Below are 26,571 nucleotides of genomic sequence, written 5' to 3' on the forward strand. Positions count from 1 at the left end.
TCAGCTCCCTTCCGCTCGCCGCAGGCGCAGGGTCAGGATCTGGAAGGGCCGCAGCGAGACCGGGACCCCGCCGTCGGCTTCGAGACCGGCGTCCTGCAGCGGGCGCTCCAGCAGGTCGGTCACCTGGGCGCCCGCGAGCGGGAAGCCCGCGCGCAGGACGCCGGTCGCGCGACCGCCGTTGGACTCGTAGAGGCGTACGACGACGTCGCCGGAGCGGTCGTCGGCCAGCTTGACCGCCTCGACGGTCACGCCGTCGCCGTCCACGGAGACGACGGGCTCGGGCGCGCCCGCCGAATCGGCCACGCGCAGGGGGAGGTTGAGGGCGTAGCCCTCGGCGACGGCGTCCTCGATGCTCGCGCCGGGAAGCAGGGAGTAGGTGAAGCGGTGCCTGCCCTGGTCGGCCTCGGGGTCCGGGATGCGCGGGGCGCGGACCAGGCTGAGGCTGACCCTGGTGGTCGTACCTCCCCCAGCCTCCGGCCGGGGGGACCCCCAACTCGCTTCGCTCGCCTCGCGGACGGTGCGGGAGACGTCGTGGCCGTATGTCGAGTCGTTGATGACCGCGACGCCGTAGCCGGGTTCGGCGATGTGCACCCAGCGGTGGCCGGAGACCTCGAAGCGGGCCGCCTCCCAGCTGGTGTTGGTGTGGGTGGGCCGCTGGATGTGGCCGAACTGGATCTCGGCGGAGGAGTGCGGTGCCCGGATGTCCACCGGGAAGCCCGCCTTGAGGATCTTCTCGGCCTCGTGCCAGTCGATGTCGGTCTCGATGTCGATGCGCGGGCTGCCCGCGCGGACCGTGATCGTCTGGGCGATCCTCGACCCCTTGCCGAAGGCGCGCTCGACGCGGATCGCGCCGACGAGCGGGCCGTCCTCGACGACCGTGACGGACTCGGCGTCCAGCAGGTCCGTGTAGCGGTTCTTGTAGTGCTTGTCGATGTCCCAGGCGTCCCAGTAGTTCGGGAGGTCGGTGTGCAGGCGCAGCAGGTTGCCCTTGTCCGCGAGGACTTCGCGGTTCGCCCGCAGGTCGAAGACGGACGACAGCGTGCCGTCCGCCGCCACGTCCACCCGGACCAGGCCGTTGTCGAGCACCCGGCCGGTGACCGTCACGGGCTGCGGGGGCGTGGCGTCGCTCAGGGGCGCGCTGCCGCTCGCGGGCACCTCGACGTACGCCGGTGCGCCCTCGGCCGTACGGACGACCTCGGCCCGGGCGTAGGGGCTCGTGTTGAACACCCGCGCGGAGCCGCCGCCCAGCGCGGCGACCGCCTCGGCCGTGAGCGCCTCCAGTTCCTCGGCGACGCGTGCGTACTCGGCCTCCGCCTCGCGGTGCACCCAGGCGATCGAGGAGCCCGGCAGGATGTCGTGGAACTGGTGCAGCAGGACCGTCTTCCACAGCCGGTCCAGCTTCTCGTACGGGTACGTGTAGCCCGGCGCGTGCAGCGCGGCCGTCGTCGCCCACAACTCGGCCTCGCGGAGCCGGTGTTCACTGCGCCGGTTGCCCTGCTTGGTGCGGGCCTGGGAGGTGTACGTCGCCCGGTGCAGCTCAAGGTAGAGCTCGCCGACCCAGACGGGGGCGTCCGGATACTCCTCGCGGGCCTTGGCGAAGAACTCGTCGGGGTGTTCGACGACGACCTTCGGCGAGCCCTCCAGGTCCGCCAGCCGGCGGGCCCGCTCCATGATCTCGCGGGTGGGGCCGCCACCGCCGTCGCCCCAGCCGAAGGGGGCGAGGGAGCGCGTACCGGCGCCCTTCTCCGAGTAGTTGCGGACCGCTCGGTCCATCTCCTCGCCGCTGAAGCGGGCGTTGTAGGTGTCGACCGGCGGGAAGTGGGTGAAGATGCGGGTGCCGTCGATGCCCTCCCACCAGAAGGTGTGGTGGGGGAACTTGTTGGTCTGGTTCCAGGAGATCTTCTGGGTGAGGAACCACTCGTTGCCGGCGAGCTTGGCCAGCTGCGGGTAGGCGGCGGTGTAGCCGAAGGAGTCCGGCAGCCAGACGCCCTTGGTCTCGACGCCGAAGTGCTCGATGAAGAACCGCTTGCCGTGGATGAGCTGGCGGGCGATCGCCTCGCCGCCGGGGAGGTTGCCGTCGGCCTCGACCCACATGCCGCCGACCGGCGCCCACTGGCCCTTCTTCACCGACTCCTGGATGCGGGCCCACACGTGCGGGTAGTTGTCGCGCACCCACTCGTACTGCTGGGCCTGGGAGCAGGCGAAGATGAAGTCGTCGTACTCGTCGGCCAGGGACGTCACGTTGGAGAAGGTGCGGGACGTCTTGCGCTTGGTCTCGCGGATGGGCCACAGCCAGGCCGAGTCGATGTGGGCGTGGCCGACCCCGGAGATCGTGTGCGCGCTGGCATGGGCGGGTCGGGCCAGGACGGGGGCGAGGACCTCGCGTACGGCCGTGGCGCTGCCGGAGATGTCGTCCAGGTCGAGGGTGTCCATGGCCCGGTCGAGGGCGTGCATGATCTCGTGGCGGCGCGGCTCGTGCTCGCCGAGGTGGACCATGAGCTCGCGCAGCACCTGGACGTCGAGGTCGAGGTGCCAGACCTCCTCGTCCAGGACGGCTAGGTCGGCGCGCCGGAAGGTGTAGAGGGGCTTGTCGCCCGCCGTCAGGACGTCGCCCAGTGGGGTCGGGGCCGCGAAGTTGTCCGCCAGGATGTCCGGGTTGGAGGCGGCCTCGACCAGGTAGTCGATCTCCTCGCCGCCCGAGACCGGGTTGCCGACCGGCACGTACTGGTTGAGCGGGTTGACCGCCTTCAGGGGCCGGCCGTCGGGCAGGTGGACCAGGGCCTCGGCCTGGTTGCCGGGCCAGTCGCCGACGAAGCCGAGGTCGATGACCGCCTCGACCCGCCGTCCGGCCCACTCGGCGGGCACCCGGCCGCGCATCCGGAACCAGGTCGTCCCCCAGGGCGGTCCCCAGGGGGTGTCCATCGCGAAGGGCGTGTACCGGGCGGCGGCGGCCTCCTCGAAGGAGACCGGCTCGCCCGGCGCCTGCCAGGCCTCGACCTCGAAGGGGACGGTGGCCGAGTAGATCGCGGGCTTGATGCGCTGGGTGTGGAGGCGCTCGACGCGCTCTTCGATCCGGCGGCGTTCGTCGTGCATGAAGGTTCTCCAGGGAGCCGGGAGGGAAAGCTGGGGCAAGCGCTTACCGACAGGCGCTCACTTAAGGTACGCCAGGCCAGGGTGCACGGCCGTGTAGCCCTCGACCAGCCTGCGGGCCACGTTCACGGAGTCGACGAGCGGGTGCAGCGCGAAGGCCTTCACCGCCGTCGTACGGGAGCCGGACTCGGCGGCGGCGAGCACCTCGCGCTCGACCGCCTTGACGGCGCAGACCAGCCCGGTGGCGTGGTCGGGCAGCGGGGCGACCGCGACCGGGTGGGCGCCGTTGGCGTCGACCAGGCAGGGGACCTCGATGACGGCGTCGGTGTCGAGGACGGACAGGGTGGCCTGGTTGCGGACGTTGAGGATCAGGGTCGTGCGCTCGTCGCGGGCGATGGCCCGCATCAGCGCGAGCGCCACCTTCTCGTAGCCGCCGGAGAGGTCGTCCGGCTCGCGCTCGCCGGCGCCGGCCGTCTGACGGTTCTCGGACATGTAGGTGGCCTCGCGCTCGGCACGGGTGCGGTCCCAGACGTCCAGGGCGGAGACGTCGGCGCGCCGGGCCTCCTCGTAGAAGCGGGCCTGCTGGTCGCGCAGGAAGGCGCCGCGGGTCTTGTCGGCCTGCTGGTAGGCGCGGACGGCTTCGCGGTTGAAGTAGTAGTAGTGCAGGTATTCGTTGGGGATCGCGCCGAGCGAGCGGAGCCAGTCGACGCCGAAGAGCTTGCCCTCCTCGAAGGAGCCGAGCAGATCGGGGTCGGCGAGCAGGCGCGGGAGTTCGTCGCGGCCGGCGACGCGCAGGCCGCGGACCCAGCCGAGGTGGTTGAGGCCTACGTAGTCGATCCAAGCCTCGCCCGGGTTCTGCACGCCGAGGACGCGGGCGATACGGCGGCCGAGGCCGACCGGTGAGTCACAGATGCCGATGACGCGGTCGCCGAGGTGGCGGCTCATGGCCTCGGTGACCAGGCCCGCCGGGTTGGTGAAGTTGATGACCCAGGCGTCCGGTGCGAGCCGGGCCACGCGCTGGGCGATGCCGACGGCGACCGGGACCGTGCGCAGGCCGTAGGCGATGCCGCCGGCGCCGACCGTCTCCTGGCCGAGGACGCCCTCGGCGAGCGCGACCCGCTCGTCGTTCGCCCTGCCCTCCAGGCCGCCGACGCGGATCGCGGAGAAGACGAAGTCGGCGCCGCGCAGGGCCTCGTCCAGGTCGGTGGTGGCGGTGACCTGCGGTGCGTCGGACACGGTGGCCGCCTGCTCGGCGAGCACGCGGGTCACCGCGGAGAGCCGCCGGTCGTCCAGGTCGTGCAGCACGACGTGGGTGACCCGGCCCTCGACGCGGTCGCCGAGGAGCGCCCCGTACACGAGCGGCACGCGGAATCCGCCGCCGCCCAGGATCGTCAGTTTCACGTTTGCACCTTTCCTGCCACGACCACCTCGACGCCCGCCTCCTCCAGGGAGGACCGGGTCGCCGGGTCGACCGGCGCGTTCGTCACCAGCACGTCCAGGTCTTCCGGACCGCACACCTTCGCCATCCCCGTCCCCGGGAACTTCGCCGCGTCGGCGAGCAGCACGACCTTGTCGCCGGCCTTGATCATGGCCCGCTTGACCGGCACCTCGACGACCGTCGTGTCCATCACCTGCCCGCCCGGCCGCACTCCACTGGTGCCCAGGAAGAGCCAGTCGGCATGCAGCTGGCGCAGGTTGTCCTCGGTGAGGAAGCCGACCAGGGAGCGGTACTCGCGGCGGACCATGCCGCCCAGCAGCACCAGCTCGATGCCCTCGTCGTCGGCGAGCTCCTCGTAGACGACCAGGTTGCTGGTGATCACGGTGAGGCGGCGGCCGTGCAGCTGACGGGCCAGCCGGAAGGCGGTGGTGCCGATGTCGAGCAGCACCGACTGACCGTCCTCGATCATCGCGGCGGCGTGCGCGGCTATGGCGTCCTTCTCGGGCACGCGTACCTCGGCGACCTCGGCGAAGGGCTGGTCGCCCTCCTCCACGACCGCGCCGCCGTGCACCCGGGTCAGCAGGCCGTCCTCTTCGAGTTTGACCAGGTCACGCCTGATCGTGGCCGGGCTCACTCCCAGCTGCTCGGAGAGATCGGTCACGGCCGCGGGGCCGCCGGAGCGCAGGGCCCGCAGGATGAGTTGGTGTCGTCGTTCAGCCAGCACGGAGTGAACACTACTCGTCATCTTCAATCATCGCCATGCTCATTTCTGCTCGGGTATTGACGCATCCCGCCGAGCGGCGCACGATTCCGGTCACCGAATTGAAGAGTTCTGACGAACTCCGAGCTCTCCCGAGCGGGAGTCCCGACCGAGAGGACGCGATCCGTGGACGACGACCGGCCCGATGTGCTGCTGACCGGGCTGCTCTTCTACGACCTCGTCCTCACGGGACTGGGAAAGCCGCCGGCACCCGGCGAGGAGATCTGGACCGGCGGCATGGGCTGCGGCCCGGGCGGCATCGCCAACCTGGCGGTGGCCGCCGCCCGCTTCGGCCTCAAGACCTCGCTGGCCACGGTGTTCGGCGACGATCTCTACGGCGAGTACTGCCGGGACATCCTGTGCGACCAGGAGGACATCGACCTCTCGCTCTCCCGCACGGCGGACGGCTGGCCCACCCCGGTCACCGTCTCCCTCGCCTACGGCCACGACCGGGCCCTCGTCACCCACGGCCAGGAGCCCCCGTACTCGCAGGACGCGCTGATGGGCGACCCTCCCGAGGCGCGCACGGCCCTCGTGCACATCGAGGCCGAACCGCGCGCGTGGCTGGCCAAGGCCGCCGCGAACGGCACCCGGATCTACGCCGACGTCGGCTGGGACCCCACCCAGCAGTGGTCGGCCGACCTCCTCGACCAGCTCTCCCTGTGCCATGCCTTCCTCCCCAACGAGACCGAGGCCATGGCCTACACCCGCACCGACAGCGCGGTCGCGGCCCTCGGCACGCTCAGCGAGCTGGTGCCGGTGGCCGTGGTGACCCGCGGCGGGGACGGCGCGGTCGCCGTCGACCAGACGACCGGTGAGTACGCGGAGGTGCCCGCCCTGGATGTCGACGTCCTCGACGCGACGGGCGCCGGGGACGTGTTCGGGGCGAGTTTCGTAGCGGCCTCGCTGGACGGCTGGCCGCTGGAGGAACGGCTCAGGTTCGCCGTACTGGCCGCCGGCCTGTCAGTCAGGCACCACGGCGGGGCCCTGGCGGCCCCCGGCTGGTACGGCGTCGACCGCTGGTGGCGCTCCCTGACCGACCCCGAGCTGAAGCGGGCGTACGGCTTCCTGGCGGACCGGCTCCCCGACGACCCGGGGCCGCCGGTCGCGTACGCCCCCGTGACCCCACCGGCACGGCACAACTGACTTTCCCCCCATGCCCCTTCTCATGCGAAGTCCCGAACAGATCCGAAAGGCGGTGGGAGCTGTGCGGCTCTCACGAAGAGGCCTGCTGCGCGCGGGCCTGGCCGGTACGGCCGCCACGGCGCTCGGCGGCCTGGCGTCCGGCTGTGCCGTACCGACCGGCTCGACCGGTCGGAACATGGTCCTGTGGTACTGGAGCGGCGGTCTGAGCGACACGGTCGTCAAGAACGCCAAGGCGCGTTACGACCGCTCCGTGGACCTCGACGCCATCCAGATCGGCGGCTACTACCGCTCGAAGCTGATCACCACGATGGCGGGCAACGCCCACATCCCCGACATCGCGGGCCTCAAGGGCGAGGACATGGCGTCCTATCTGCCCAACGCCGACCAGTTCGTCGATCTGCGCACACTCGGCGCCGACAAGTACAAGAGCCAGTACCTGTCGTGGAAGTGGGACCAGGGCATCGCCGACGACGGCTCGATGGTCGGCTTCCCGATCGACTGCGGGCCGGTCGCGCACTTCTACCAGTACGCCGTGTTCCGGAAGGCGGGACTGCCGCACGAGCCCGAGGACGTCTCCAGGGAACTCGACACCTGGGAGAAGTTCTTCGCGGCGGGCGAGCGGCTCAAGAAGCGGATCCCGGGGACCTATCTGCTCACCGACGTCAACGCCGTCTTCGAGAACGTGGTGCAGCAGGGCAGCCGGCGGTACGTCGACAAGGACCGCAACTTCGTCGGTGACCGGGAGCACGTCCGCAACGCCTGGGCGCTCGCCGTGGAGGCCAAGCGGCGGGGCATCGTCTCCAGCATCGTCAACGGCACCCCGGACCAGATCTCGGCCAAGGAGAGCGGCCGTCTGCCCAGTCAGCTCGGCGCCTCCTGGGCCACCGGCGACCTCAAGAACGAGGTGCCGAAGACCGAGGGCCGGTGGCGGGTGGCGCAGATGCCCGTGCGGCCCTCCAACAACGGCGGGTCGTTCCTGTCCATCACCAAGGCGTGCCGGGAGCCCGAGCGGGCCTTCGAGATCATCGCCTGGCTGCTCAACGCCGACAACCAGGCGCAGGGCTTCGTCGACGCGGGCCTGTTCCCCTCCACGCCCGCCTCGTACGGCATGAAGAAGCTCCAGGAGCCGGACCCGTTCTTCGACGGCCAGGTCACGATGGACGTCTTCGGGCCCGCCGCGCAGAAGATCGCGGTCGCCTACAACAGCCCGTACGACGTGGCGTTGGGCCAGCCCATCAAGGACGAGATCAAGAACGTCGGCGTCCTCGGCAAGGATCCGAAGCAAGCCTGGGAGGACGCCATGAGCAAGTGCCGGCGGATCGCCAAGCATCTGGGGGTGAGCTACTGATGGCCACCGTCCCCGCACTGGAGAAGCCCACGATGACCGTGGCGGACGCGCCCGCCGTGCAGCCGAAGACGGGCTTGCGCAAGTACTGGCACCTCTACGCCGCGATCTCCCCCTTCTATCTCCTCTTCCTCGCCTTCGGCCTGGTCCCCGTCGGCTTCTCGCTCTATCTGTCCTTCCACCGCTGGGACGGCCTGGGCTCGATGGAGTGGGCGGGTCTGTCGCAGTACCAGTACCTGCTGAGCGACAGCGACTTCTGGCAGTCGATCGGGACCACGATCGTCATCTGGGCGCTCGCCACCTTCCCGATGATCTTCCTGGCCATGGTGACCGCCGTGATGCTCAACTCGGCGGTCCGCTACAAGAACCTCTACCGCTTCGCGTACTTCCTGCCGAACGTCACCTCGGTGGTGGCGATCGCGATCGTCTTCGGGTCGATCTTCTCCACCAACTTCGGCCTGGTGAACGCCCTGTTGCAGGCCGTCGGCCTGGACCAGGTGGCGTGGCTGAACACCCCCTGGGGCATCAAGGTCGCCATCGCGACGCTGATGACCTGGCAGTGGACCGGCTACAACGCCATCATCTTCCTCGCCGGACTCCAGACCATCCCGAGCGACCTGTACGAGGCGGCGCGCATCGACGGCGCCGGGCCGGTGCAGACGTTCTTCCGAGTGACCCTGCCGCTGCTGCGGCCGACGCTGCTGTTCGTGCTGGTCGTCTCGACGGTCACCGGTCTGCAGAGCTTCTCGGAGCCGCAGGTGCTGCTGCAGACCACGGCCAACGAGTCGACGTTCTCGGGGGGCCCCGACCACGCCGGCCGGACGATGGTCCTCTACTTCTTCCAGCAGACCTTCGACAACAACGACTTCGGCTACGGCGCCGCCGTGGCGTGGGGCATCTTCCTCGTCGTCGTCCTCTTCTCGATCATCAACTGGCGCCTGCTGCAGCGCCGGGGCGAAGAACAGTGAGGCCGCTCACCATGGCATCCATCAAGGGTTCTCGGCGCCGGGGCATCGCCCTGCACGCGGTGTTGATCGTCGGTCTGCTGCTGTCGGCCTTCCCATTCTACTGGGCCGTGATCATGTCGACGCACACCTCGTCGGAGATCTTCTCGTACCCGCCGAAACTGCTGCCGGGTTCGCACTTCCTGGAGAACGTCCGCAACCTGTTCGACGCGATCGACTTCTTCGGGTCGATGTGGAACTCGCTGCTGGTAGCGACGACGGTGACCTTCCTGGTGCTGTTCTTCGACTCGCTGGCGGCCTTCGTCTTCGCCAAGTTCCGGTTCCCGGGCAGGAAGCTGCTGTTCGCGCTGCTCATGCTGATCTTCATGGTGCCGGCCCAGCTGGCGGCCATCCCGCAGTTCGTGATCATGGCGAAGATCGGCTGGATCGGCTCGATGACCGCGCTGATCGTCCCCGCGGCGGCCAACGCGTTCGGCATCTTCTGGATGCGCCAGTACATGAAAAGCGCCATCCACGACGAGCTGCTCGACGCCGCGAAGCTGGACGGCGCGAACTTCATGCGCCAGTACTGGCACGTGGCCCTCCCGGTCGTCCGGCCGGGCTTGGCCTTCCTCGGCATCTTCACCTTCATGGGCCAGTGGAACGACTACGCCTGGCCGCTGATCGCCCTCACCAACCCGGACAACGTCACCCTCCAGGTCGCGCTGTCCCAGCTCAACGGCACGCACGGCACCACCGACTACGGCATGGTGATGACCGGCGCGGTCCTCGCCCTCGTCCCGCTGCTGATCGTCTTCGCGATCGGCGCCCGGCAGATCATCGGCGACCTCGCGAAGGGGGCCGTGCGCGAATGACGAGCGATCCCCTGATCGCCCTGCGCCCCTGGGAGGCACCCGAGGTGACCTCCTGGGGGCGGCTGCCCATGAACGCCGTCGACCGGCGCTCCGGAGCACTCCCCCTGGACGGCGACTGGCGCTTCCAGTTGCTGTCCGCTCCGCACGAGCCGGTCGGCGGCTCCTGGTCCTCGTCGTACGTCCCCGGCGCCTGGACTTTGCAGGGCACCGACGACCTGCCGCGGTACACCAACGTCCGCATGCCGTTCGCCGAGTTCCCGCCCGCGTCGCCCACCGCCAACCCGACGGGCGTGTACGAGCGTGAGGTGGACGTCCCCGCCGAGTGGGCCGGACGCCGGATCGTGCTCCAGGCCGGGGCCGCCGAGAGCGTGCTGCTGGTGCATGTGGACGGGCGGCCCGTCGGCATCTCCAAGGACTCCCATCTGGCCGCGGAGTTCGACCTCACGGGTCTGGTGCGCCCCGGCTCGCCCGCGACCGTACGGCTCACGGTCGTCAAATGGTCCGACGCCTCGCACATCGAGGACCAGGACCAGTGGTGGCACGGCGGGATCACCCGCTCGGTACTGCTGTACGCGACGGACCCCCTGTACCTCGCGGACGTCACCGTGCGGGCGCGGTACAGCGGTGAGCTGCGGGTCGACTGCCTGGTGCGGGACGCGGGCGGTGCGCTGCCCGAGGGGTGGTACGTCACCGGGGAGCTGGACGGTCGGCTCCTCACGCAGGACGCCGAGTTCGACCGCGCGAACGCCGAGGACGAACGCGTCTCCGGCTTCCTCGGCGAGGCCCGGCTGCTGACCGTCGTCCCCGAGGTGCGCACCTGGAACGCCGAGACGCCGGAGTTGTACGACCTCACCGTCCGCCTGCACCGCGCCGACGGAACGGTCACCGACACCTCGTATCACCGCGTCGGCTTCCGCGACGTGACGATCGTCGGCCGGGACCTGCTGGTCAACGGCGAGCGCGTCTTCGTCCGGGGCGTGAACCGGCACGACTTCCATCCGCTGACCGGGCGGACGGTGTCGTACGAGGACATGCGCGCGGACCTGGTGCTGCTCAAGCGCTTCGGCTTCAACGCGATCCGCACCGCCCACTACCCGAACGACCCCACGCTGTACGACCTCGCCGACGAGCTGGGTTTCTACGTGGTCGACGAGGCGGACATCGAGTCCCACGACCACGCCCATGAGATCGCCGACGACCCGCGCTATCTGAACGCCTTCGTGGACCGCGTCTCGCGGATGGTGCTGCGCGACAAGAACCATCCGTCGGTCATCATCTGGTCGCTGGGCAACGAGTCCGACTACGGCGCCAACCACGACGCCGCGGCGGGCTGGGTGCGCCGGCACGATCCGACCCGGCCGATCCAGTACGAGGGCGCCGCCAAGCGCGGCTGGGCGGACCCCGAGCTCGCCTCCGACATCGCCTGCCCGATGTACGCGCCGCTGGAGGACTGCGTGGCCCACGCGCTCTCCGGCGAGCAGACCAAGCCGCTCATCCAGTGCGAGTACTCCCACGCCATGGGCAACAGCAACGGCACGCTGGCCGACCACTGGGCCGCCATCGAGGCCACGCCGGGTCTTCAGGGCGGGTTCATCTGGGAGTTCTGGGACCACGGGATTCTGCAACGCGTGAGCGACGGAAGACCGGCCGGGCGTGGGGGCGCCGGGCTCCATGACAACGGTGTTGCCGCGCCCGGCCATCGGTGGGCGTACGGCGGCGACTTCGGGGAGTCCGTCCACGACGGCGCGTTCATCGCGGACGGCGTGGTGTTTCCGGACCGTACTCCCAAGCCGGTGATGTACGAGCATCGGGAGATCGCGGCGCCGGTGCGGATCGAGTGCTTCCGGCACGAGGGGATCGTCCTCTCCAACCATCAGCACTTCCGCGGGCTGGACTGGCTGGCGGGCGAGTGGGAGCTGGTCCTCGCCGACGGCACGACACTGACCGCGCCCGCCGAACTGCCCGACCTGTGTCCCGGCGAGACGGCCGCCGTACCGCTGCCCTTCGAGGTGCCGCGCGACGGTGGCGAGGCCTGGCTGACGCTGCGGGTGACGACGGCCGAGGACCAGCCGTGGGCGCCGCGCGGCACCGAGCTGTGCCTGCCGCAGATCCGGCTGCGCGGGCTCGCCGTCGCCACTGACGTGCCCGTGGACCGGCGCGTCGAGGTCGACGCCGAGGGCCTCCTCGTCCACCCCCTGCTGACGGCCGCGCCCACGCTGTCACTGTGGCGGGCGCCCACCGACAACGACGAGCTGGGCGGCATCGCGCCCCGCTGGCAAAGCTGGGGGCTCGACGCGCTGGTGCGCAAGGTCGTCTCCGTGCGTGAGGGCGCCGGCGGAGTGACGGTGGAGGCCGAGTACGCGGGTACGACCGGTGTCGTACGGCACCGGCAGGTGTTCACACCCGTCGAGGGCGGGATCCGGGTCGCCGAGGAGGCCGAACTGCCGGAGGCCTTCGACGACGTGGCGCGGGTCGGCACGGTCTTCGAGACGGTGGCGGGTCTGGACCTGCTGGAGTGGTTCGGGCAGGGGCCGTGGGAGTCGTATCCCGACCGCAGCGCGGGCGCGCCGGTCGGCCACCACCGCGTGCCGGTCGACGCGTTGTTCACCCCTTATCTGCGGCCCCAGGAGAGCGGCGGCCGGCACGGTGTACGGCACTTCACGCTGTCGGCGCCGGACGCCACCGGGCTGCGCGTCGCGCTGGACCGGCCCCGCCAGGTCTCCGTGACCCGCTACCGCGCCGAGGACCTCACCGCCGCGCGGCACCACGACGAGCTGGTCCCGCGGCCCGGCTGCGTGGTGCACCTCGACGCCGCCCACCGCGGTCTGGGCACCGCCTCGTGCGGGCCCGACACCGCGCCGTCGTATCTGGTCGCGCCCGGCCTGCATCGCTGGAGCTGGACCCTGCGCGCTCTCTGACTCCTCCCCCGCCGTCGCCGTCACCTCTTCTCACGGAGCACACGTGTGTACTTCGCATGACCACATCCAGGGCGAGGCCGCGCAGGCCGGCGCCGCAAGACGCGGCTTCCTGCGGGCCACGGCGCTCCTCGGCGCCGCCGCCACCGCCTCGGTCGCCCTGCCGGCCACCGCCGAAGCGGCCTCCGCGGAAGCGGCCACCGCGGACCGCCGGCGGCCCGACCCCGACAGCCGGCGCTTCACGCTCGCCGTCATGCCCGACACGCAGTACCTCTTCGACGGGCCGAGCATCGACAAGGCGCCGGTCGAGGCGTCCCTGCGCTATCTGCTGGAGCACGGCCGGGAGGAGAACATCGTCTTCCTGTCCCACCTCGGCGACCTCACCCAGAACGGCACCCGGCCCGAAGTCACCGCGATCAGCGAGGCGTTCCGGCTGCTGGACCGGCGGGGCGTGGGCTACAGCGTGCTCGCCGGCAACCACGACGTGAAGTCGTCCACGACCGACCAGCGCGGGGCGACGCCGTATCTGGACGCCTTCGGGCCGCAGCGGTTCGAGGGCGGGAAGACGTTCGGGGGTGCCTCCCCCGACGGTTACAACACCTTCCATCTGTTCCGGGCGGCCGGGCGTGAGTGGATGGTGCTGGCGCTGGACTGGCGGCTGTCGGCCCAGGGCCACGCCTGGGCCGAGGACGTCCTGGCCCGGCATCCGAAGACGCCCGTCATCCTCACCACCCACGAACTGGTCGTCGAGGACGACTCCCTGTCGGCCTATGGGCAGCAGCTGTGGGACCGGCTGATCGAGGACCACGACCAGATCTTCCTCACCCTCAACGGGCACTACTGGCCAGCCGGCCGGGCAACGCGCAAGAACGCGGCGGGGAACGACGTACACCTGCATCTGACGAACTACCAGAACCGCTACTTCGGCGGCGCGGCGATGATCCGGCTGTACCGGTTCGACCTCGACCGGAACGTCATCGACGTGGAGACGGTCTCGCCGTGGATCCTCGGCCGGGCCGCCAAGGGGCTCAATGAGCTGGAGCGGCAGGAGATCGAACTCAGCGGTGACGCCGACCGGTTCACCGTGGAGATCGACTTCGCCGACCGTTTCTCCGGCTTCGATCCGGTGCCCGCACGCCCGGCGCGCCCCGCGTCGCGGATGCTGGTCCCGGGCACGGTGGCGTACTGGCGGTTCGACAAGCCGGTGGAGGGCACCGTCCGGGACCTGTCCGGGCGCGGCAACGACCTCACGCTCGTCACCGTGGGCGGCGGCAAGCTGGGCTGGTCCGCCGACCACCACCCCGACCAGCCCGGCCACGGCAGCCTGGAGTTCCAGGGCCACAAGTCCCCGCTGAAGGGCGCGTACCTGCGCACGGTCGACGGCGCACCACTCAACTCGGCGACCTTCGGGGACGGTTACACCATCGAGGCGTTCTACCGCCTCCCCGCCGACTGGGACCCCTCGCACAACGCCTGGTCGGGCTTGGTCGGTCGTACGGGCACGGGCGGCGCCGCCGGCAAGAGCGCCGACGACCCGGACGAGCCGCTCGCCACGCTCTCCCTGTCGAACGACCGGGAGCCGCAGTGGGCGATGCGCCCGCTGAACCAGGAGGGCATCGCCACCAACTGGGGCCAGGAGACCCCGCTGGAGACCTGGTGGCACCTCGCGGTCGTCAACGACGGCGCCCACACGACGATGTACGTCGAGGGCTGCCCGGTGGTCCGCAACCCCAGGGCAGCGGCGGTCGGCATCACGTCCGTCGGGCTGCCGTGGCTGCTCGGCGGCTACGAGTACGGCGGCACGATCGACCAGATCCTGTACGGACGCCTCGGCGATGTCCGGATCGTCGCCCGGGCGCTGCCCGTCACGTCCTTCATGAACCACTGACGCCCCAAAGGACCACCATGACCGAGCAGCAGTTGCCCAGCTGGGCCGATCCGTCCGTCTCCCCCGCCGAACTGGACCCGCAGGGCATGTCCAGACGCGGACTCCTGCGCCGCGCCGGCCTGTTCGGCGCCGCGTTCGCCCTCGGATCCGCCACCCCGGCGCTCGCCGCCGACGACAGACACCTCGGCGGCGACGATCCCCGCCTCGCCTACCTCGTCGGCGACCACCACATCCACTCCGTCTACAGCCACGACGCCAAGTACACGTTCTCCCAACTGGCCGCCGCGAGCGCCAGGTACGGCCTCGACTGGATGGTGTTCACCGAGCACTCCAACTTCGGGCACGCCAAGTACGGGGCCGTGCTGGAGCACGAGGAGATCCTCAAGGCCCGCGCCGAGAACCCGCGTCAGCTGATCTTCCAGGGCCTGGAGTGGTACATCCCGGCCGCCGAGCACTGCACGGTCTTCGCGGCGCCCGGCCCCCACGAGGTCGACCTGCTCACCCGGTTCGAGACCGCCTACGACGGCAAGCTCCTCGGCTACACCGACGGCTCCGCGGGCGGCGCCGACACCGCCCGCAACGAGGCACACGCCGTCGAGGCGATCCGGTGGCTGGCCGAGCAGCGCCGCACCGGCTGCATCGACGACGTACTCGTCCTCGCCAACCATCCGATGCGTCTCGGCATCGACTCCCCGCGCGAGATGCGGGGCTGGCGGGACGCCGCCCCCGAGATCATGATCGGCATGGAGGGCGCGCCCGGCGCTCAGGGCGCCGCGATCCCCGGCTGGCGCGGGGCGACCTCGATCCGGGGCGAGTACGAGAACAGGCCGTCGGCGCAGTCCTGGGCCGGCTATCCGGCGGACGCGTATCTGACGTACGGCGGTTTCGACTGGGCGACCGCGACGGTGGGCGGTCTGTGGGACTCGATGCTGGCGGAAGGCAGCCTGTTCTCGATCACGACGAACTCCGACGCCCACCGCATCGTCTTCGACACCTGGAAGAACGGGGACTGGCCCGCGGGCCAGAACTTCGACACCACGGGCAAGCTGCCCGACCCGGTGAACACCGACACCCCGCAGCCGGGCAGCGACTTCTGGCCGGGGCAGTTCAGCCGCACCCACGTCGGCGTCACCCGCTACAGCTACCGCGCGGTGATGGCGGGCCTGCGCGCGGGCCGGGTGTGGCTCGACCACGGGCATCTGCTCGACGGCCTCGACGTGCGCCTCAAGCGGGACTGCGACCTCGGACGGGGCGTCACGCTGGGCGGCCGGCTGCGGGTGCGCAAGGGCGAGAAGCTCACGCTCGACATCACCGTGACGACCGCCTCCCGGCCCAACCCGCAGGGGATCCTGCCGGAGTTGGCGCACGTGGACGTCATCCGGGGCGCGGTGCGCGGCCCGGTGACCGACCGGGACACGTGGCGGGCGCCGGACACGAAGGTCGTGCGCACCGAGGACGTGACGGGCCGCAGGGGGACGTACACCCTGCGCGTCCCGCTGACCGCCGGGGACGGGTCCTTCTACGTCCGGCTGCGCGGCAGCGACGGCAACCGTCACGGCGCGGGCTACCTAGGCGCCTCGGTCGACCCGCACGGACCGGTTCCGCACGAGCCCGGAAACGGTGACCCGTGGGCGGATACGTGGTTCTATTCGAACCCCGTATTCGTCGATGTGGCAGGAGTCTGATGAGACGTCATTTATTCACCGTGGCTTGCATGTTGGGCGCCGTCACGCTCGGCGCGGGGACGGCGACCGCCGCCGGTGACCCGCGCTGGGCCGAAACCGGCACGGCGTACACGGACACGCTGGGCGGCGGACAGGGGCTGGCGAGCCGCGCGGACGGCTCGCTGCTGTACCGCGGGCTCGCCTCCATCCCCCTGGATCTGCGCATCAAGGGCTGGAACCACATCGGCGACCCGGACGTCGCACGCGGCCATGTCTTCGACGCCTACCAGGGCCCGGACACGGCCACGTCCAAGATGTTCGCGGTGACGACGCCGGCCGGGAAGCGCTACGAGTACGTGCATCGGCTCAACCCGGGCGAGAAGCTGAACAACTCCTTCGCCACCGTCTCGCCCGACGGGCAGTGGCTGGTGTCGGGCGAGTGGGGGGAGCAGAAGAGGCTTCAAGTCTTCCCCGCGCCGCTGCTCAACCCGGCCACCCCGCCGACGGGCGGGGAGCTGACGGAGGCCTGGCAGATCACCCTGGACAAGCCGGTGCGTGACATCCAGGGCTGTGACTTCGTGACGGAGACCCGCCTGGTGTGCGCCTCGAACGACACCTCGGGGACGCTCTTCCCGGAGATCCGTCCGCTGCTCCAGGTGGATCTGCCGCGCAAGGTGGACGGTCAGCCGGTCACAGGGGCGGTGAAGAGCCTGTTCGCGCTGCCGCAGCGCAGCGTGTGCACGGGCGCGTTCGAGACGGAGGGTGTCGACTACGACGTGCGCAGCGGCACCCTGCGCACGCAGATGATCCCGCCGGGCGTGTGCAAGGTGGCGACGGCCGTCCACTCGTACCAGCAGGTCACGGACTGATCGGCCGGAGGTACTGTGGGCCGCGTGACCGGTGAAGAGTCGCTGCGGCCCCAGTCCCTCATGCTGACGTTCCTGGGCGACCAGGTGCTCGGGCGGGACGTCTGTGTGTACTCGGGCAGCGTCATCGACGTCTTCGCGCGCGTGGGCGTCGGTGAGCAGGCGACCCGCTCGACCCTGACCCGGATGGTGAACCGCGGTCTGCTGCGCCGCCAGCGCGAGGGGCGCCGGATGTACTTCGGGCTGACCGAGCGTTCGGCGGCCGTCCTGCGCGACGGAGAGCACCGCATCTGGCAGACCGGCGCCGTCAACCGCCACTGGGACGGCAGCTGGACCCTGCTCGGCTTCTCCCTGCCCGAGTCGTGGCAGCGCCAGCGCCACGATCTGCGCTCCCAGCTGACCTGGAGCGGCTTCGGCCCGCTGTTCAGCGGGCTGTGGATCGCGCCCGGCGAGGTCGACGTGTCGTCCCTGGTCGCCGAGCTCGGCCTGTCCGCCCATGTGAAGGTCTTCCGCGCGCATGCCGACGCCGGCATGGACATCGGCGCGATGATCGAGGAGACCTGGGAGCTGGCCGAACTGGCGGCGCGCTACGCGGCGTTCGTACGACGCTGGCAGCCGTGGCTGACGGAGCGGGCGGACGCCGAGGACGCCCTCGCGCTGCGGCTGAGGTTGCAGGCCGAGTGGCTGCGCGTGATCCGCCAGGATCCGCGGCTGCCGGTCAGGCATCTGCCGGACGACTGGCCGGCCGAGGAGGCCGAGAAGACGTTCCGGGCGGTGCACGAGCGGTTCACACCCCTTGCACGGGAGGCCTCGGAACGCCTCCTCGACCTGGTGCCCGTACGGGACGGTCAGGCGTAGAAGCGGGACAGGCTCTGCAGCACCGCCGCGGGCTTGGCGCCGCCCTCGATCTCGATGGTGCCGTCGACGGTGATCTGCACCCCGCCCGGCACCTCCTCGACCTCGGCCAGCTTCCCGGCCAGCCGGATGCGCGAGCCGACCTTGACCGGGGCGGGGAAACGCACCTTGTTCAGGCCGTAGTTGACCTTCGTGGTGACGCCCTGGACGTCCAGCAGCTCGGTGAACAGGGGGATGAAGAGGGAGAGGGTGAGGTAGCCGTGGGCGATGGGGGCGCCGAAGGGGCCCTCGGCCGCCCTCTGCGGGTCCACGTGGATCCACTGGTGGTCGCCCGTGGCGTCGGCGAACGTGTTGACGCGCTCCTGGGTGATCTCGATCCACTCGCTGGTGCCGAGGTCGCTGCCCGCCAGCTTCTTCAGCTCGTCGAGGCCGTTCACGGTGATGCTCATGCGGTTCCTTAACTGTTGCCGTACCGGGTACGGACACGGGACTTGAGGAGTTTTCCGGAGGCGGTGCGCGGGAGTTCGTCCGCGAGGACCACCGATTTCGGGATCTTGTACTTGGCGAGCCGGCCGGCGAGGGAGGCGAGGATCTCGTCCGGGTCGGGCGCGGCGCCCTCGCGCGGTACGACGACCGCGCGCGGTACCTCGCCCCACTTGTCGTCCGGGACCCCGATCACCGCGCACTCGACGATGTCCGGGTGGGCGAGGAGCAGGTCCTCGATCTCGGCGGGGTAGATGTTCTCGCCGCCCGAGATGATCATGTCCTTGATGCGGTCGACGATGTAGACGTAGCCGTCCTCGTCGATCCGGGCCGCGTCCCCGCTGCGGAACCAGCCGTCCGCGAAGGAGGCCGCCGTCTCCTCGGGCAGGCCCCAGTAACCGGGCATGACATGCGGGCCGCGGACCACGACCTCGCCGGTCTCGCCGACCTCGACCGGCGCCGCGTCCGGCCGCACGACCCTTACGTCGCTGAAGAAGTGCGGTACGCCCGCCGAGCCGGCCTTGCCGACGGCGTGTTCGGCGTCCAGGAACAGGGTTCCGGGCGCGGCCTCCGTCATGCCGTAGCCCTGGAGGAAGGTCAGCCCGCGCTCCTGGTACGCGGCGATCAGCGGCGTCGGCACGGGCGAGCCGCCGCACGTCAGGATCCGCAGGCTGGACAGGTCCGCGTCGGGCCAGCGCGGGTGGCGGGCCACCTGGTCGAACATGGTCGGCACGCCGAACATGAAGGTGATCCGGTGCCGTTCGATCAGGTCGAGGGTGGCCCCCGGGTCGAAGGCCTCGACCAGGACGCAGGTGCCGCCCTTGAGCAGGACCGGCAGCGTCAGCATGTTCAGCCCTGCGGTGTGGAACAACGGGGCCGAGACCAGGGCGCGTTCGTCGGCGATCAGGTCGGTGTCGACGAGGACGTTGATCGCGTTCCAGGTGATGTTGCCGTGGGTGAGCATCGCGCCCTTGGGGCGGCCGGTCGTCCCCGAGGTGTACATGATGATGCAGGTGTCGTCCGGGGTGACCGGGGCGTCGACGGGCTCCGCGGAGGCCGACGCGAGCGCCTCCTCGTACTCGGCGCCCACTTCGACGTACGTACGCACGTCCGTGCTGCCCGGCAGACCCGCGACGAGCCCGGCGTGCGAGGGGCCGTAGACGAGGGCCTTGGCGCCGGAGTCGGCGAGCTGGTGGGCGATCTCGGGGCCGGCCAGGCGGGTGTTGAGCGGGACGAAGACCGCGCCGAGCGTGCCGGCCGCGAACAGGGTCTCCAGGTAGGAGGGGTGGTTCGGGCCGAGGTAGGCGATGCGGTCGCCGCGGCGCACGCCCCTGACGCGCAGGGCGTGGGCGAGGCGGGTGGTGCGGTCGTACAGCTGCGCGTAGGTGCGGGTGGTGTCGCCGTGGACCAGCGCGGTGCGGTGCGGGGTCTTGCGGGCCCGGCGTGCGGGCCACGACCCCAGTCCCTCGTTGCGCATGTCACGCCCCTTACGGTTTCGTCAGCCCGAGCAGTCGGGCGGCGTTCTCCTTGAGGATCTTCGGCCTCACCTCGTCCTTGATCGACAGCTTCGCGAAGTCGGCGAGCCAGCGGTCGGGGGTGAGGACGGGGAAGTCGGAGCCGAAGAGGACCTTGTCCTTCAGCAGGGTGTTCGCGTACTGCACGAGCTGCGGCGGGAAGTACTTCGGCGACCAGCCGGACAGGTCGATGTGCACGCCCGGCTTGTGGGTGGCGACGGCGAGGGCCTCGTCCTGCCAGGGGAAGGACGGGTGCGCCAGGATGATCTTCAGGTGCGGGAAGTCGGCCGCGACGTCGTCCACGTGGAGGGGGTTGGAGTACTTGAGGCGGATTCCGCCTCCGCCGGGGACGCCCGCGCCGATGCCGGTCTGGCCCGTGTGGAAGAGGGCGATCGTGCCCGTCTCCTCGATGACCTCGTACAGGTCGTACGCCACCGAGCGGTCGTTGGGGAAGAAGCCCTGGATGCTGGGGTGGAACTTGAAGCCCTTCACCCCGTACTCCTCCACCAGGCGCCGCGCCTGCCGCACGCCCGCCCTCCCCCGGAAGGGATCGATGGAGGCGAAGGGGATGAGGACGTCCGCGTTGGCGGCCGCGGCCTCGGCGACCTCCTCGTTCGGGACCGGTGGCGTGCCGGTCGCGGACTCGGCGTCGACCGTGAAGATCACGGCGGCCATCTTCCGCTCGCGGTAGTAGGCGGCGGTCTCCTCAAGGGTCGGCTTGCGCTTGCCCTCGACCTTGAAGTAGGCCGAGGACGCGTCGTGCAGGTCGTCGTCCAGGGAGGAGTGGCCCTTGGAGGAGACCTCCGCGTGCGTGTGGACGTCGATCGCGACCAGTGACTGAAGGTCCATCACGCCTCCGGGAACCTGGGCGCCGCAATGCCGACCGACTGGAGCTCGGCGCCGACCGAGGTGGGCCAGACGTCGGCCAGCGTGTCGGGGGTCCAGCCGCCGTCCGCGTACGCCGCCGCGATCTCCTGCGGATGCGACCAGAGTGCCACCTTGTCGCCGCCGATGCCGATGCACTGACCGGTCACACCCCGGGCCGCCTCGGAGGCGAGGAAGGGGACGAGGGCCGCACAGTCCTCGGGGGTGCCGAAGCCCTCGCCCTTGCGCAGGAAGTCCGGCAGGGGCTCGCCGTTCCTCATGGCCTCGATGTACGGGGCGAAGGCCGGGATGGTCTCGGTCATGGCGGTCGCGGCGACCGGCACGATCGCGTTGACGGTGATGTTCGCGCGGCCCAGCTCCATCGACCAGGTGCGGGCCATGGCGGCGATACCGGCCTTGGCGGCGGCGTAGTTCGTCTGGCCGAAGTTGCCGCGCTGGCCGGCCGGGGAGCCGACCAGGATGAGGCTGCCGCCCTCGCCCTGCTCGCGCATCCGGACGGCGGCGGCGCGGGCACAGGTGAAGGTGCCCTTGAGGTGGGTGGTGAGCACCGCGTCGAAGTCATCGTCGGTCATCTTCCACAGGACCTTGTCGCGCAGGATGCCCGCGTTGGTGACCAGGACGTCGAGGCGGCCGAACTCCTCGACCGCGCGGCCCACCAGCCGGTCCGCGGCCTCGGTAGTACCGACCGGGACGACTTCGGCGACCGCGGTGCCACCCGCCTCGGTGATGGACTTCACGGCCGCCTCGGCCACGGCCTCGTCGACGTCGTTGACGACCACCGAGGCGCCGTGGGCGGCCAGGGCGTGGGCGTAGGCGAGGCCGAGGCCCCGGCCGCTGCCGGTGACGACGGCGGCCTTGCCGGTGAGATCGATGCTGGGCACGGGCGGGGTCCCTTCACATGGGTGCGACATAGGTACGACATGGGTGCGACTGGCTGCGACGTGGGTGCGACGCCGAGTCACACGGGTGCGGCTTCGAGATCGAAGCTAAGAGCAATAATTGATGACGTCAATAGTTGTTGATGGCTTACGGGTGCGACATGCTGGAATCTCCAGGACCGAATCTCCAGGACCGATCGAGCACAGGGAGCCCGCCATCACTCGCCAGCACGCCACCCCGAAGCCCATCGACGCGAACGAGCCGTGGATGCGTGGGCTGCACGCGGACACGGGCTACCTGCTGTACCGGCTGGGCCTGCGGTCCGGACAGCTCTTCAACTCCTTCCTCCTGGAGTCGGGACTGCGGCTGCGCCACTACGCGGTGCTGCGCTTCCTCGCCACCAGCGAAGGGGCGTTGCAGCGTGAGCTGAGCGCCCGGCTCGGCTACGACCCCAGCGCGATCGTCGGCCTGGTCGACGACCTGGAGAAGCTGGGCTTCGCCGAGCGCCGCCCCGCCCCCGACGACCGCCGCAGCCGGATCGTCGTCCTCACCGAGGGCGGCCGCGCGTTTCTGCGCGACACCGACGAGGCGGGCCTTCGGGTGACCAACGAACTGCTGGACCCGCTGGACGCCGCCGAACGGGAGACGCTGCACGCGCTGCTGCTGCGGATCGCCGAGGACGGACTCAGCTGATGTTGTGCAAATGATTGACGGCCGCAGGGGAGATGCCTAACTTCACGGAGCAACCGAGACCCGTCCCCAGGGAGCTCACCGTGCAGCCATCCCCCTCCACCGCCCAACCGCCCTCCGATGCGCGGCAGTTGCGTCGCGTCGCCCTGTCGGGCCTGCTCGGCACGGCAGTCGAGTTCTACGACTTCCTCGTCTACGGCACCGTCGCCGCGCTGGTCTTCGGCGACCTGTTCTTCCCCCGCGCCGACACCGCGGTCGGCACCATCGCGGCCTTCGGCACCTTCGCCGCCGGCTATGTCGCCCGCCCGCTCGGCGGCATCGTCTTCGGCCACTTCGGCGACCGGATCGGCCGCAAGTCGATGATGCTGCTGACCATGGTCCTGATGGGCTGCGGCAGCTTCCTCATCGGTGTCCTGCCCACCTACGACGCGATCGGCGTGTGGGCGCCCGTACTGCTCGTCACCCTGCGCGTGGTGCAGGGCCTCGCGATCGGCGGCGAGTGGGGCGGCGCGACCCTGATGGTCGTCGAGCACGCCGAACGCACCCAGGGCGCGCGGCGCGGCCTGTGGTCCAGCTTCACCCAGCTCGGCGCGCCGCTGGGCTCGGTGCTGTCGGCCGGCGTGGTCACGCTGGTGTCCGCCCTGCCCGACGGCGAGTTCCGCGCCTGGGGCTGGCGGGTGCCGTTCCTGCTGAGCATCGTGCTGCTGGGCGTCGGCCTGTTCGTGCGCCTGAAGGTCGCCGAGAGCCCGCTGTTCGCGCAAGCCAGGCACGAACCCGAGCCCGGCAGGCCGCCGGTGGTGGAGGTGCTGCGCCGCCCGAAGCCCGTGCTGCTCGCTGCGTGCGTCGGCATCGGCGCGTTCACGGCCCAGTCCCTGCTGACCGGATTCATGATCTCGTACGCGGTCCAGCACGGGTACACCCGTCCGCAGGTGCTCACCGCCGTGACCGTCGCCTCCTGCGTGGCGCTCGTCGTCCTCCCCGCCGCCTCCGCGCTGTCCGACCGGGTCGGCCGCCGCCCGGTGGTCCTGGCCGGTGCCGTCGCCTCGGCCGCGCTCGCCTTCCCGGTGCTCGCGCTGGTCGACTCCGGCTCCCCCGGCCTGCTGATCCTCGCCCTCGCGCTGGGCCACGGCGTCGCCCAGTCGACGATGTACGGCCCGCTCGGCGCGCTGCTCAGCGAGATGTTCGGCACGCGGGTCCGCTACACCGGTGCCTCCCTCGGCTACCAGGCGGCCACCCTGCTCGGCGCCGGGTTCTCACCGCTGATCGCCAGCAGCCTGCTCGCCTCGTCCGGCGGCGGCAGTGCGCCCGTCTCGCTGCTGCTGTGCGGCGGGGCGGCGATCACCGCGCTCACCGTGTGGCGGCTGCGCGAGACGCACGCCGACACGCTCGACGCTCCCCCGTCCCGCACCACCACCCCCACTCCGGAAGGGACACTCCGTTGAGACTCCGCACCCGTATCGCCTTACTGACCGTCGCGGCCGTCTGCGCGACGACCGCCGTCGCCTCACCCGTACAGGCGGCGACGGACACCCACCTGGAGGGCGAACTGCCCTCGGGCGCCGCGTACCTGATGGACGTACCCGCCGACTGGAACGGCACCGTCCTGCTGTACAGCCACGGCTACCGCCCGGCCGGCGCGCCCGGCAACCCCGCCCAGAACGCGCCGAGCCCGGACGCGCTGACCCGCCTCCTCGCCGCGGGGTACGCCCTGATCGGCTCCTCCTACGCGACGCAGGGCTGGGCCGTGACCGACGCCGTGCCCGACCAGCTGGCCACCCTCGACCTGTTCACGGAGAGGTTCGGGGCGGCCCGGCGGACCCTCGCCTGGGGCACCTCGTACGGCGGCCTCGTCACCACGATGCTGGCCGAGCGGCACGCGGACCGCTTCGACGGCTCGCTGTCGATGTGCGGTCTGGTGCAGGGCGGGGCGGCCAACTGGAACAGCACCCTGGACCCGGTCTTCGCGCTGAAGACGCTGCTGGCCCCCGCCGCGGACATCCCGCTGACCGACTTCCCCGACCAGGCGGCCGCACAGCGTGCCGCGAGCGCGCTGGCGACGAGGACCGCGGCGGCCCAGGAAACCGCTCAGGGCCGCGCCCGCATCGCCCTCGCCGCCGCCCTGCACAACATCCCCGGCCACAACGACCCCACGCAGACCAAGCCCGGGCCGACCGACTGGCAGGCGCAGCAGGCCAACCAGTACACGGCCCTCACCGGCCTGATCCAGCTCCCCGCCTTCAGCTGGCGGCAGGAGGCGGAGAGCCGCGCCGGCGGCAACATGTCCTGGAACACCGGCGTCGACTACACCGCCATGCTCGGCCGCTCCCCGCTGTACAAAGAGGTGAGCGAGCTCTACAGGGAGGCGGGACTGTCCTTGCGCACCGACCTCGCGGCCCTCAACCGCGCACCGCGGATCTCCGCCGACGCCACGGCCGTACGGTGGATGCGGCACACCAGCGTCTTCTCCGGCCGGCTGACCGATCCGCAGCTGAACATCCACACGACCGGCGACGCGCTGATCCCCGTACAGGCCGAGAGCGCCTACCGGCGGGCCGCCATCGCGGCGGGCTCCGGCCCGCTGCTGAGCCAGGCCTACGTCGACGCCCCGGGCCACTGCACCTTCACCTCCGGCGAGATGATCGGCGCCCTGCACACCCTGGAACACCGGCTGGACACGGGCCGCTGGGACGCCTCGCCCGAAGCGCTCAACTCCCGTGCGCGACAGGAGGATCCGGCCACCGCGGCCCGCTATCTGCACTACCGGCCCACCCCCTACCCCCGCCCCCACGACCTCGCCCACCCGGCGGACGTCCGCACACCTTCCGGAGACGCCCGGCCATGACCACCCGCTCCGCGCCCGACCGGCTGCTGTCCGTGCTCGCGGCCTTCGACCTCGAGCACCCGGCGCTGAGCCTGACGGACATCAGCCGGCGGGCCGGACTCACCCTGACCACCGCGCACCGGCTCGTGGCCGCCCTCACCGACTGGGGCGCCCTGGAGCGGGACGAGGCGGGCCTCTACCACGTCGGGCTGCGGCTGTGGGAGGTAGCGGCACTCGCGCCCCGCGGGCTGGCGCTGCGGCAGGTCGCGCTGCCGTATCTGGAGGACCTGTACGAAGCGACGCACGAGAACGTGCAGTTGGCGGTGCGGGACGGCGGCGAGGTCGTCTACATCGAGTGGCTGTCGGGCCGGTCGGCGGTCGGCGTGCACATCCGCGTCGGAGCACGCTGGCCGCTGCACGCCACCGGGGTCGGGCTCGCGCTGCTCGCACACAGCGCCCCGGAGTTCCAGGACGAGTACTGCGCCGGTCCGCTCGCCTCCTTCACGCCGTACACCGTCACCGAGCCGGCCCGCCTGCGCCGCATGCTGGCCGAAGTGCGCCGCACCGGGGTGGCGGTGAGCAGCCGCCAGGTCACCGACGACGCGCTGTCGGTGGCCGCCCCCGTGCGCGGCCCGGACGGCACGGTGGCCGCCGCCGTATCGGTCGTCGTACCGCAGGCCGACGCACAGGTGCCGGCCCTGGTACCGGCAGTGCGGCTCGCGGCCCGCGGGATCTCACGCGGGCTGGGGTGGCAGCCGGAACAGGAGCCGTAGGGGTCTTCACGGACAGCCCGGCCGGACGTCCGGCCGACAGCCACAGACCTACCGCGGACAGCTCGGCAGATCATCCGCCCAACGACCACAGGCCGCAGACAGCTCAGCCGGGGCACCCGCCCGACAACAACACGCCCACCGCCGACAGCCCTCTCGTCGCACGATGCCCTTCCCCGAGTTCACGGTCGCGGTCAACCTGACCGCGCTGCTGATGTTCCCGAGCGACTTCCTGCGCAGCACGGGTCTGGCCATGGGGCCGTGTTGGTCGCCGACACGTCCCCGACGCCGCTGCCCGCGCTGCTCGCCAGACTCGGCGAGTGCATCACCCCCGAGAAGGTTCGGCCGAACCGCAAGGAGGGCCGCCTTTCGCGCGCGCCCGGCCCGCTTCTCGGCCCGCCGCCGCGTCGCCGTACCGGCCACTGTCGCCCCGGCGCTGCCGGTCCTGGCGCTACCCGTCACCGGAACAACGATCAGCCTCAGGGACGCCAAGCGACTGCCGACGGCATCGAGGCGCGGCTTCGCCCCGTCCTGCGGCTCGGTCCCGGCTCGACCGTCGCGGTGCCGGTCGACAATGACGGCCGTACGGACGCTGATCCTCCCCGCGACGACAGCGCTGCTCGGCCGCCGCGTCTGATGGGCGCCGAGACCACCGCGCGGGCGCGCGAGCAGCCGCCGGCGCCCGCGCCGTCCGTGACGGCGAACGCCTGACGCCTCCTCGGTGCGGCGCTGGCGCCACCCGC

21 protein-coding genes are annotated in these 26,571 nt (G+C 71.1%); 14 read left to right on the plus strand and 7 right to left on the minus strand.

Features of this window, described 5'->3' with window-relative positions:
- From AQI70_RS11780 to AQI70_RS11790, 3 genes are read right to left on the minus strand one after another with little or no spacing between them, the layout of a single operon-like run.
- On the minus strand, positions 1-3,093 hold the full coding sequence (locus AQI70_RS11780; protein WP_062147282.1) for an alpha-mannosidase: 3,093 nt from the start codon (positions 3,091-3,093) through the stop codon (positions 1-3).
- A 57-nt stretch (positions 3,094-3,150) separates the two neighbouring features.
- Positions 3,151-4,491, minus strand: a complete 1,341-nt coding sequence (locus tag AQI70_RS11785; protein WP_062147284.1) for a 6-phospho-beta-glucosidase — start codon at positions 4,489-4,491, stop codon at positions 3,151-3,153.
- Positions 4,488-5,252: a DeoR/GlpR family DNA-binding transcription regulator gene (locus tag AQI70_RS11790; RefSeq protein WP_062147286.1), complete on the minus strand. Its 765-nt coding sequence runs from the start codon at positions 5,250-5,252 to the stop codon at positions 4,488-4,490. The genes AQI70_RS11785 and AQI70_RS11790 overlap by 4 nt, the downstream gene beginning before the upstream one ends.
- 162 nt (positions 5,253-5,414) lie before the next feature.
- Between AQI70_RS11790 and AQI70_RS11795 the strand changes: the two genes are divergently transcribed.
- The 9 genes from AQI70_RS11795 to AQI70_RS11835 all read left to right on the plus strand — a co-directional run bounded on the left by AQI70_RS11795 (position 5,415) and on the right by AQI70_RS11835 (position 17,789).
- On the plus strand, positions 5,415-6,434 hold the full coding sequence (locus tag AQI70_RS11795; protein WP_062147287.1) for a carbohydrate kinase family protein: 1,020 nt from the start codon (positions 5,415-5,417) through the stop codon (positions 6,432-6,434).
- Between the two features lie 61 nt (positions 6,435-6,495).
- Positions 6,496-7,782: an ABC transporter substrate-binding protein gene (locus AQI70_RS11800; RefSeq protein ID WP_062147289.1), complete on the plus strand. Its 1,287-nt coding sequence runs from the start codon at positions 6,496-6,498 to the stop codon at positions 7,780-7,782.
- The gene (locus tag AQI70_RS11805) at positions 7,782-8,747 is read left to right on the plus strand and encodes a carbohydrate ABC transporter permease (protein WP_062147291.1); all 966 of its coding nucleotides are present in this window, start codon (positions 7,782-7,784) and stop codon (positions 8,745-8,747) included. The genes AQI70_RS11800 and AQI70_RS11805 overlap by 1 nt, the downstream gene beginning before the upstream one ends.
- Positions 8,748-8,758: 11 nt before the next feature.
- A complete protein-coding gene (locus AQI70_RS11810; protein WP_062147294.1) occupies positions 8,759-9,598 on the plus strand; it encodes a carbohydrate ABC transporter permease in 840 nt (279 codons plus the stop codon).
- Complete coding sequence (locus AQI70_RS11815) at positions 9,595-12,516, plus strand: glycoside hydrolase family 2 TIM barrel-domain containing protein (RefSeq protein ID WP_062147297.1); 2,922 nt, start codon at positions 9,595-9,597, stop codon at positions 12,514-12,516. The genes AQI70_RS11810 and AQI70_RS11815 overlap by 4 nt, the downstream gene beginning before the upstream one ends.
- Positions 12,517-12,559: 43 nt before the next feature.
- Positions 12,560-14,401: a LamG-like jellyroll fold domain-containing protein gene (locus AQI70_RS11820; RefSeq protein WP_062147300.1), complete on the plus strand. Its 1,842-nt coding sequence runs from the start codon at positions 12,560-12,562 to the stop codon at positions 14,399-14,401.
- A gap of 17 nt (positions 14,402-14,418) precedes the next feature.
- Positions 14,419-16,086: a PHP domain-containing protein gene (locus AQI70_RS11825; RefSeq protein ID WP_062147304.1), complete on the plus strand. Its 1,668-nt coding sequence runs from the start codon at positions 14,419-14,421 to the stop codon at positions 16,084-16,086.
- On the plus strand, positions 16,086-16,934 hold the full coding sequence (locus tag AQI70_RS11830) for a hypothetical protein (RefSeq protein ID WP_062147307.1): 849 nt from the start codon (positions 16,086-16,088) through the stop codon (positions 16,932-16,934). The genes AQI70_RS11825 and AQI70_RS11830 overlap by 1 nt, the downstream gene beginning before the upstream one ends.
- Positions 16,935-16,958: 24 nt before the next feature.
- Positions 16,959-17,789 (plus strand): PaaX family transcriptional regulator, encoded by an 831-nt coding sequence (locus AQI70_RS11835; protein ID WP_062148303.1) that lies wholly within the window; start codon positions 16,959-16,961, stop codon positions 17,787-17,789.
- On the opposite strand, the gene AQI70_RS11840 is transcribed toward AQI70_RS11835, so the two are convergent.
- From AQI70_RS11840 to AQI70_RS11855, 4 genes are read right to left on the minus strand one after another with little or no spacing between them, the layout of a single operon-like run.
- Entirely contained in the window at positions 17,780-18,235 is a 456-nt protein-coding gene (locus AQI70_RS11840; protein ID WP_062147310.1) for a MaoC family dehydratase, read from the minus strand. The two genes, AQI70_RS11835 and AQI70_RS11840, sit on opposite strands and share 10 nt — an antisense overlap.
- Before the next feature lie 8 nt (positions 18,236-18,243).
- On the minus strand, positions 18,244-19,746 hold the full coding sequence (gene menE / locus AQI70_RS11845) for an o-succinylbenzoate--CoA ligase (protein WP_062147313.1): 1,503 nt from the start codon (positions 19,744-19,746) through the stop codon (positions 18,244-18,246).
- Between the two features lie 10 nt (positions 19,747-19,756).
- The gene (locus AQI70_RS11850) at positions 19,757-20,632 is read right to left on the minus strand and encodes an amidohydrolase family protein (protein ID WP_062147316.1); all 876 of its coding nucleotides are present in this window, start codon (positions 20,630-20,632) and stop codon (positions 19,757-19,759) included.
- On the minus strand, positions 20,632-21,549 hold the full coding sequence (locus AQI70_RS11855; protein ID WP_062147319.1) for an SDR family NAD(P)-dependent oxidoreductase: 918 nt from the start codon (positions 21,547-21,549) through the stop codon (positions 20,632-20,634). Before AQI70_RS11855 ends, AQI70_RS11850 begins: the two co-directional genes overlap by 1 nt.
- A 265-nt stretch (positions 21,550-21,814) precedes the next feature.
- Between AQI70_RS11855 and AQI70_RS11860 the strand changes: the two genes are divergently transcribed.
- The 5 genes from AQI70_RS11860 to AQI70_RS39095 all read left to right on the plus strand — a co-directional run bounded on the left by AQI70_RS11860 (position 21,815) and on the right by AQI70_RS39095 (position 26,539).
- Complete coding sequence (locus tag AQI70_RS11860; RefSeq protein ID WP_062147323.1) at positions 21,815-22,240, plus strand: MarR family winged helix-turn-helix transcriptional regulator; 426 nt, start codon at positions 21,815-21,817, stop codon at positions 22,238-22,240.
- Positions 22,241-22,320: 80 nt separating this feature from the next.
- A complete protein-coding gene (locus AQI70_RS11865) occupies positions 22,321-23,679 on the plus strand; it encodes an MFS transporter (protein ID WP_079051250.1) in 1,359 nt (452 codons plus the stop codon).
- Complete coding sequence (locus tag AQI70_RS11870) at positions 23,676-25,079, plus strand: alpha/beta hydrolase family protein (RefSeq protein ID WP_062147328.1); 1,404 nt, start codon at positions 23,676-23,678, stop codon at positions 25,077-25,079. The genes AQI70_RS11865 and AQI70_RS11870 overlap by 4 nt, the downstream gene beginning before the upstream one ends.
- Positions 25,076-25,831, plus strand: coding sequence for an IclR family transcriptional regulator (locus AQI70_RS11875; RefSeq protein WP_062147331.1), 756 nt, complete (start codon positions 25,076-25,078; stop codon positions 25,829-25,831). The genes AQI70_RS11870 and AQI70_RS11875 overlap by 4 nt, the downstream gene beginning before the upstream one ends.
- A gap of 261 nt (positions 25,832-26,092) precedes the next feature.
- On the plus strand, positions 26,093-26,539 hold the full coding sequence (locus tag AQI70_RS39095) for a hypothetical protein (protein WP_208607342.1): 447 nt from the start codon (positions 26,093-26,095) through the stop codon (positions 26,537-26,539).
- Positions 26,540-26,571: the final 32 nt, after the last annotated feature.

Source organism: Streptomyces curacoi (genome assembly GCF_001513975.1).
GTDB classification, from domain to species: domain Bacteria; phylum Actinomycetota; class Actinomycetes; order Streptomycetales; family Streptomycetaceae; genus Streptomyces; species Streptomyces curacoi.

Coding starts and splice junctions, on each gene's coding strand:
- AQI70_RS11810 (WP_062147294.1), top strand. CDS start 8,759: ATGGCATCCATCAAGGGTTCTCGGCGCCGGGGCATCGCCCTGCACGCG.
- AQI70_RS11830 (WP_062147307.1), top strand. CDS start 16,086: ATGAGACGTCATTTATTCACCGTGGCTTGCATGTTGGGCGCCGTCACG.
- AQI70_RS11805 (WP_062147291.1), top strand. CDS start 7,782: ATGGCCACCGTCCCCGCACTGGAGAAGCCCACGATGACCGTGGCGGAC.
- AQI70_RS11780 (WP_062147282.1), bottom strand. CDS start 3,093: ATGCACGACGAACGCCGCCGGATCGAAGAGCGCGTCGAGCGCCTCCAC.
- AQI70_RS11825 (WP_062147304.1), top strand. CDS start 14,419: ATGACCGAGCAGCAGTTGCCCAGCTGGGCCGATCCGTCCGTCTCCCCC.
- AQI70_RS11850 (WP_062147316.1), bottom strand. CDS start 20,632: ATGGACCTTCAGTCACTGGTCGCGATCGACGTCCACACGCACGCGGAG.
- menE (WP_062147313.1), bottom strand. CDS start 19,746: ATGCGCAACGAGGGACTGGGGTCGTGGCCCGCACGCCGGGCCCGCAAG.
- AQI70_RS11875 (WP_062147331.1), top strand. CDS start 25,076: ATGACCACCCGCTCCGCGCCCGACCGGCTGCTGTCCGTGCTCGCGGCC.
- AQI70_RS11840 (WP_062147310.1), bottom strand. CDS start 18,235: ATGAGCATCACCGTGAACGGCCTCGACGAGCTGAAGAAGCTGGCGGGC.
- AQI70_RS11860 (WP_062147323.1), top strand. CDS start 21,815: ATGCGTGGGCTGCACGCGGACACGGGCTACCTGCTGTACCGGCTGGGC.
- AQI70_RS11815 (WP_062147297.1), top strand. CDS start 9,595: ATGACGAGCGATCCCCTGATCGCCCTGCGCCCCTGGGAGGCACCCGAG.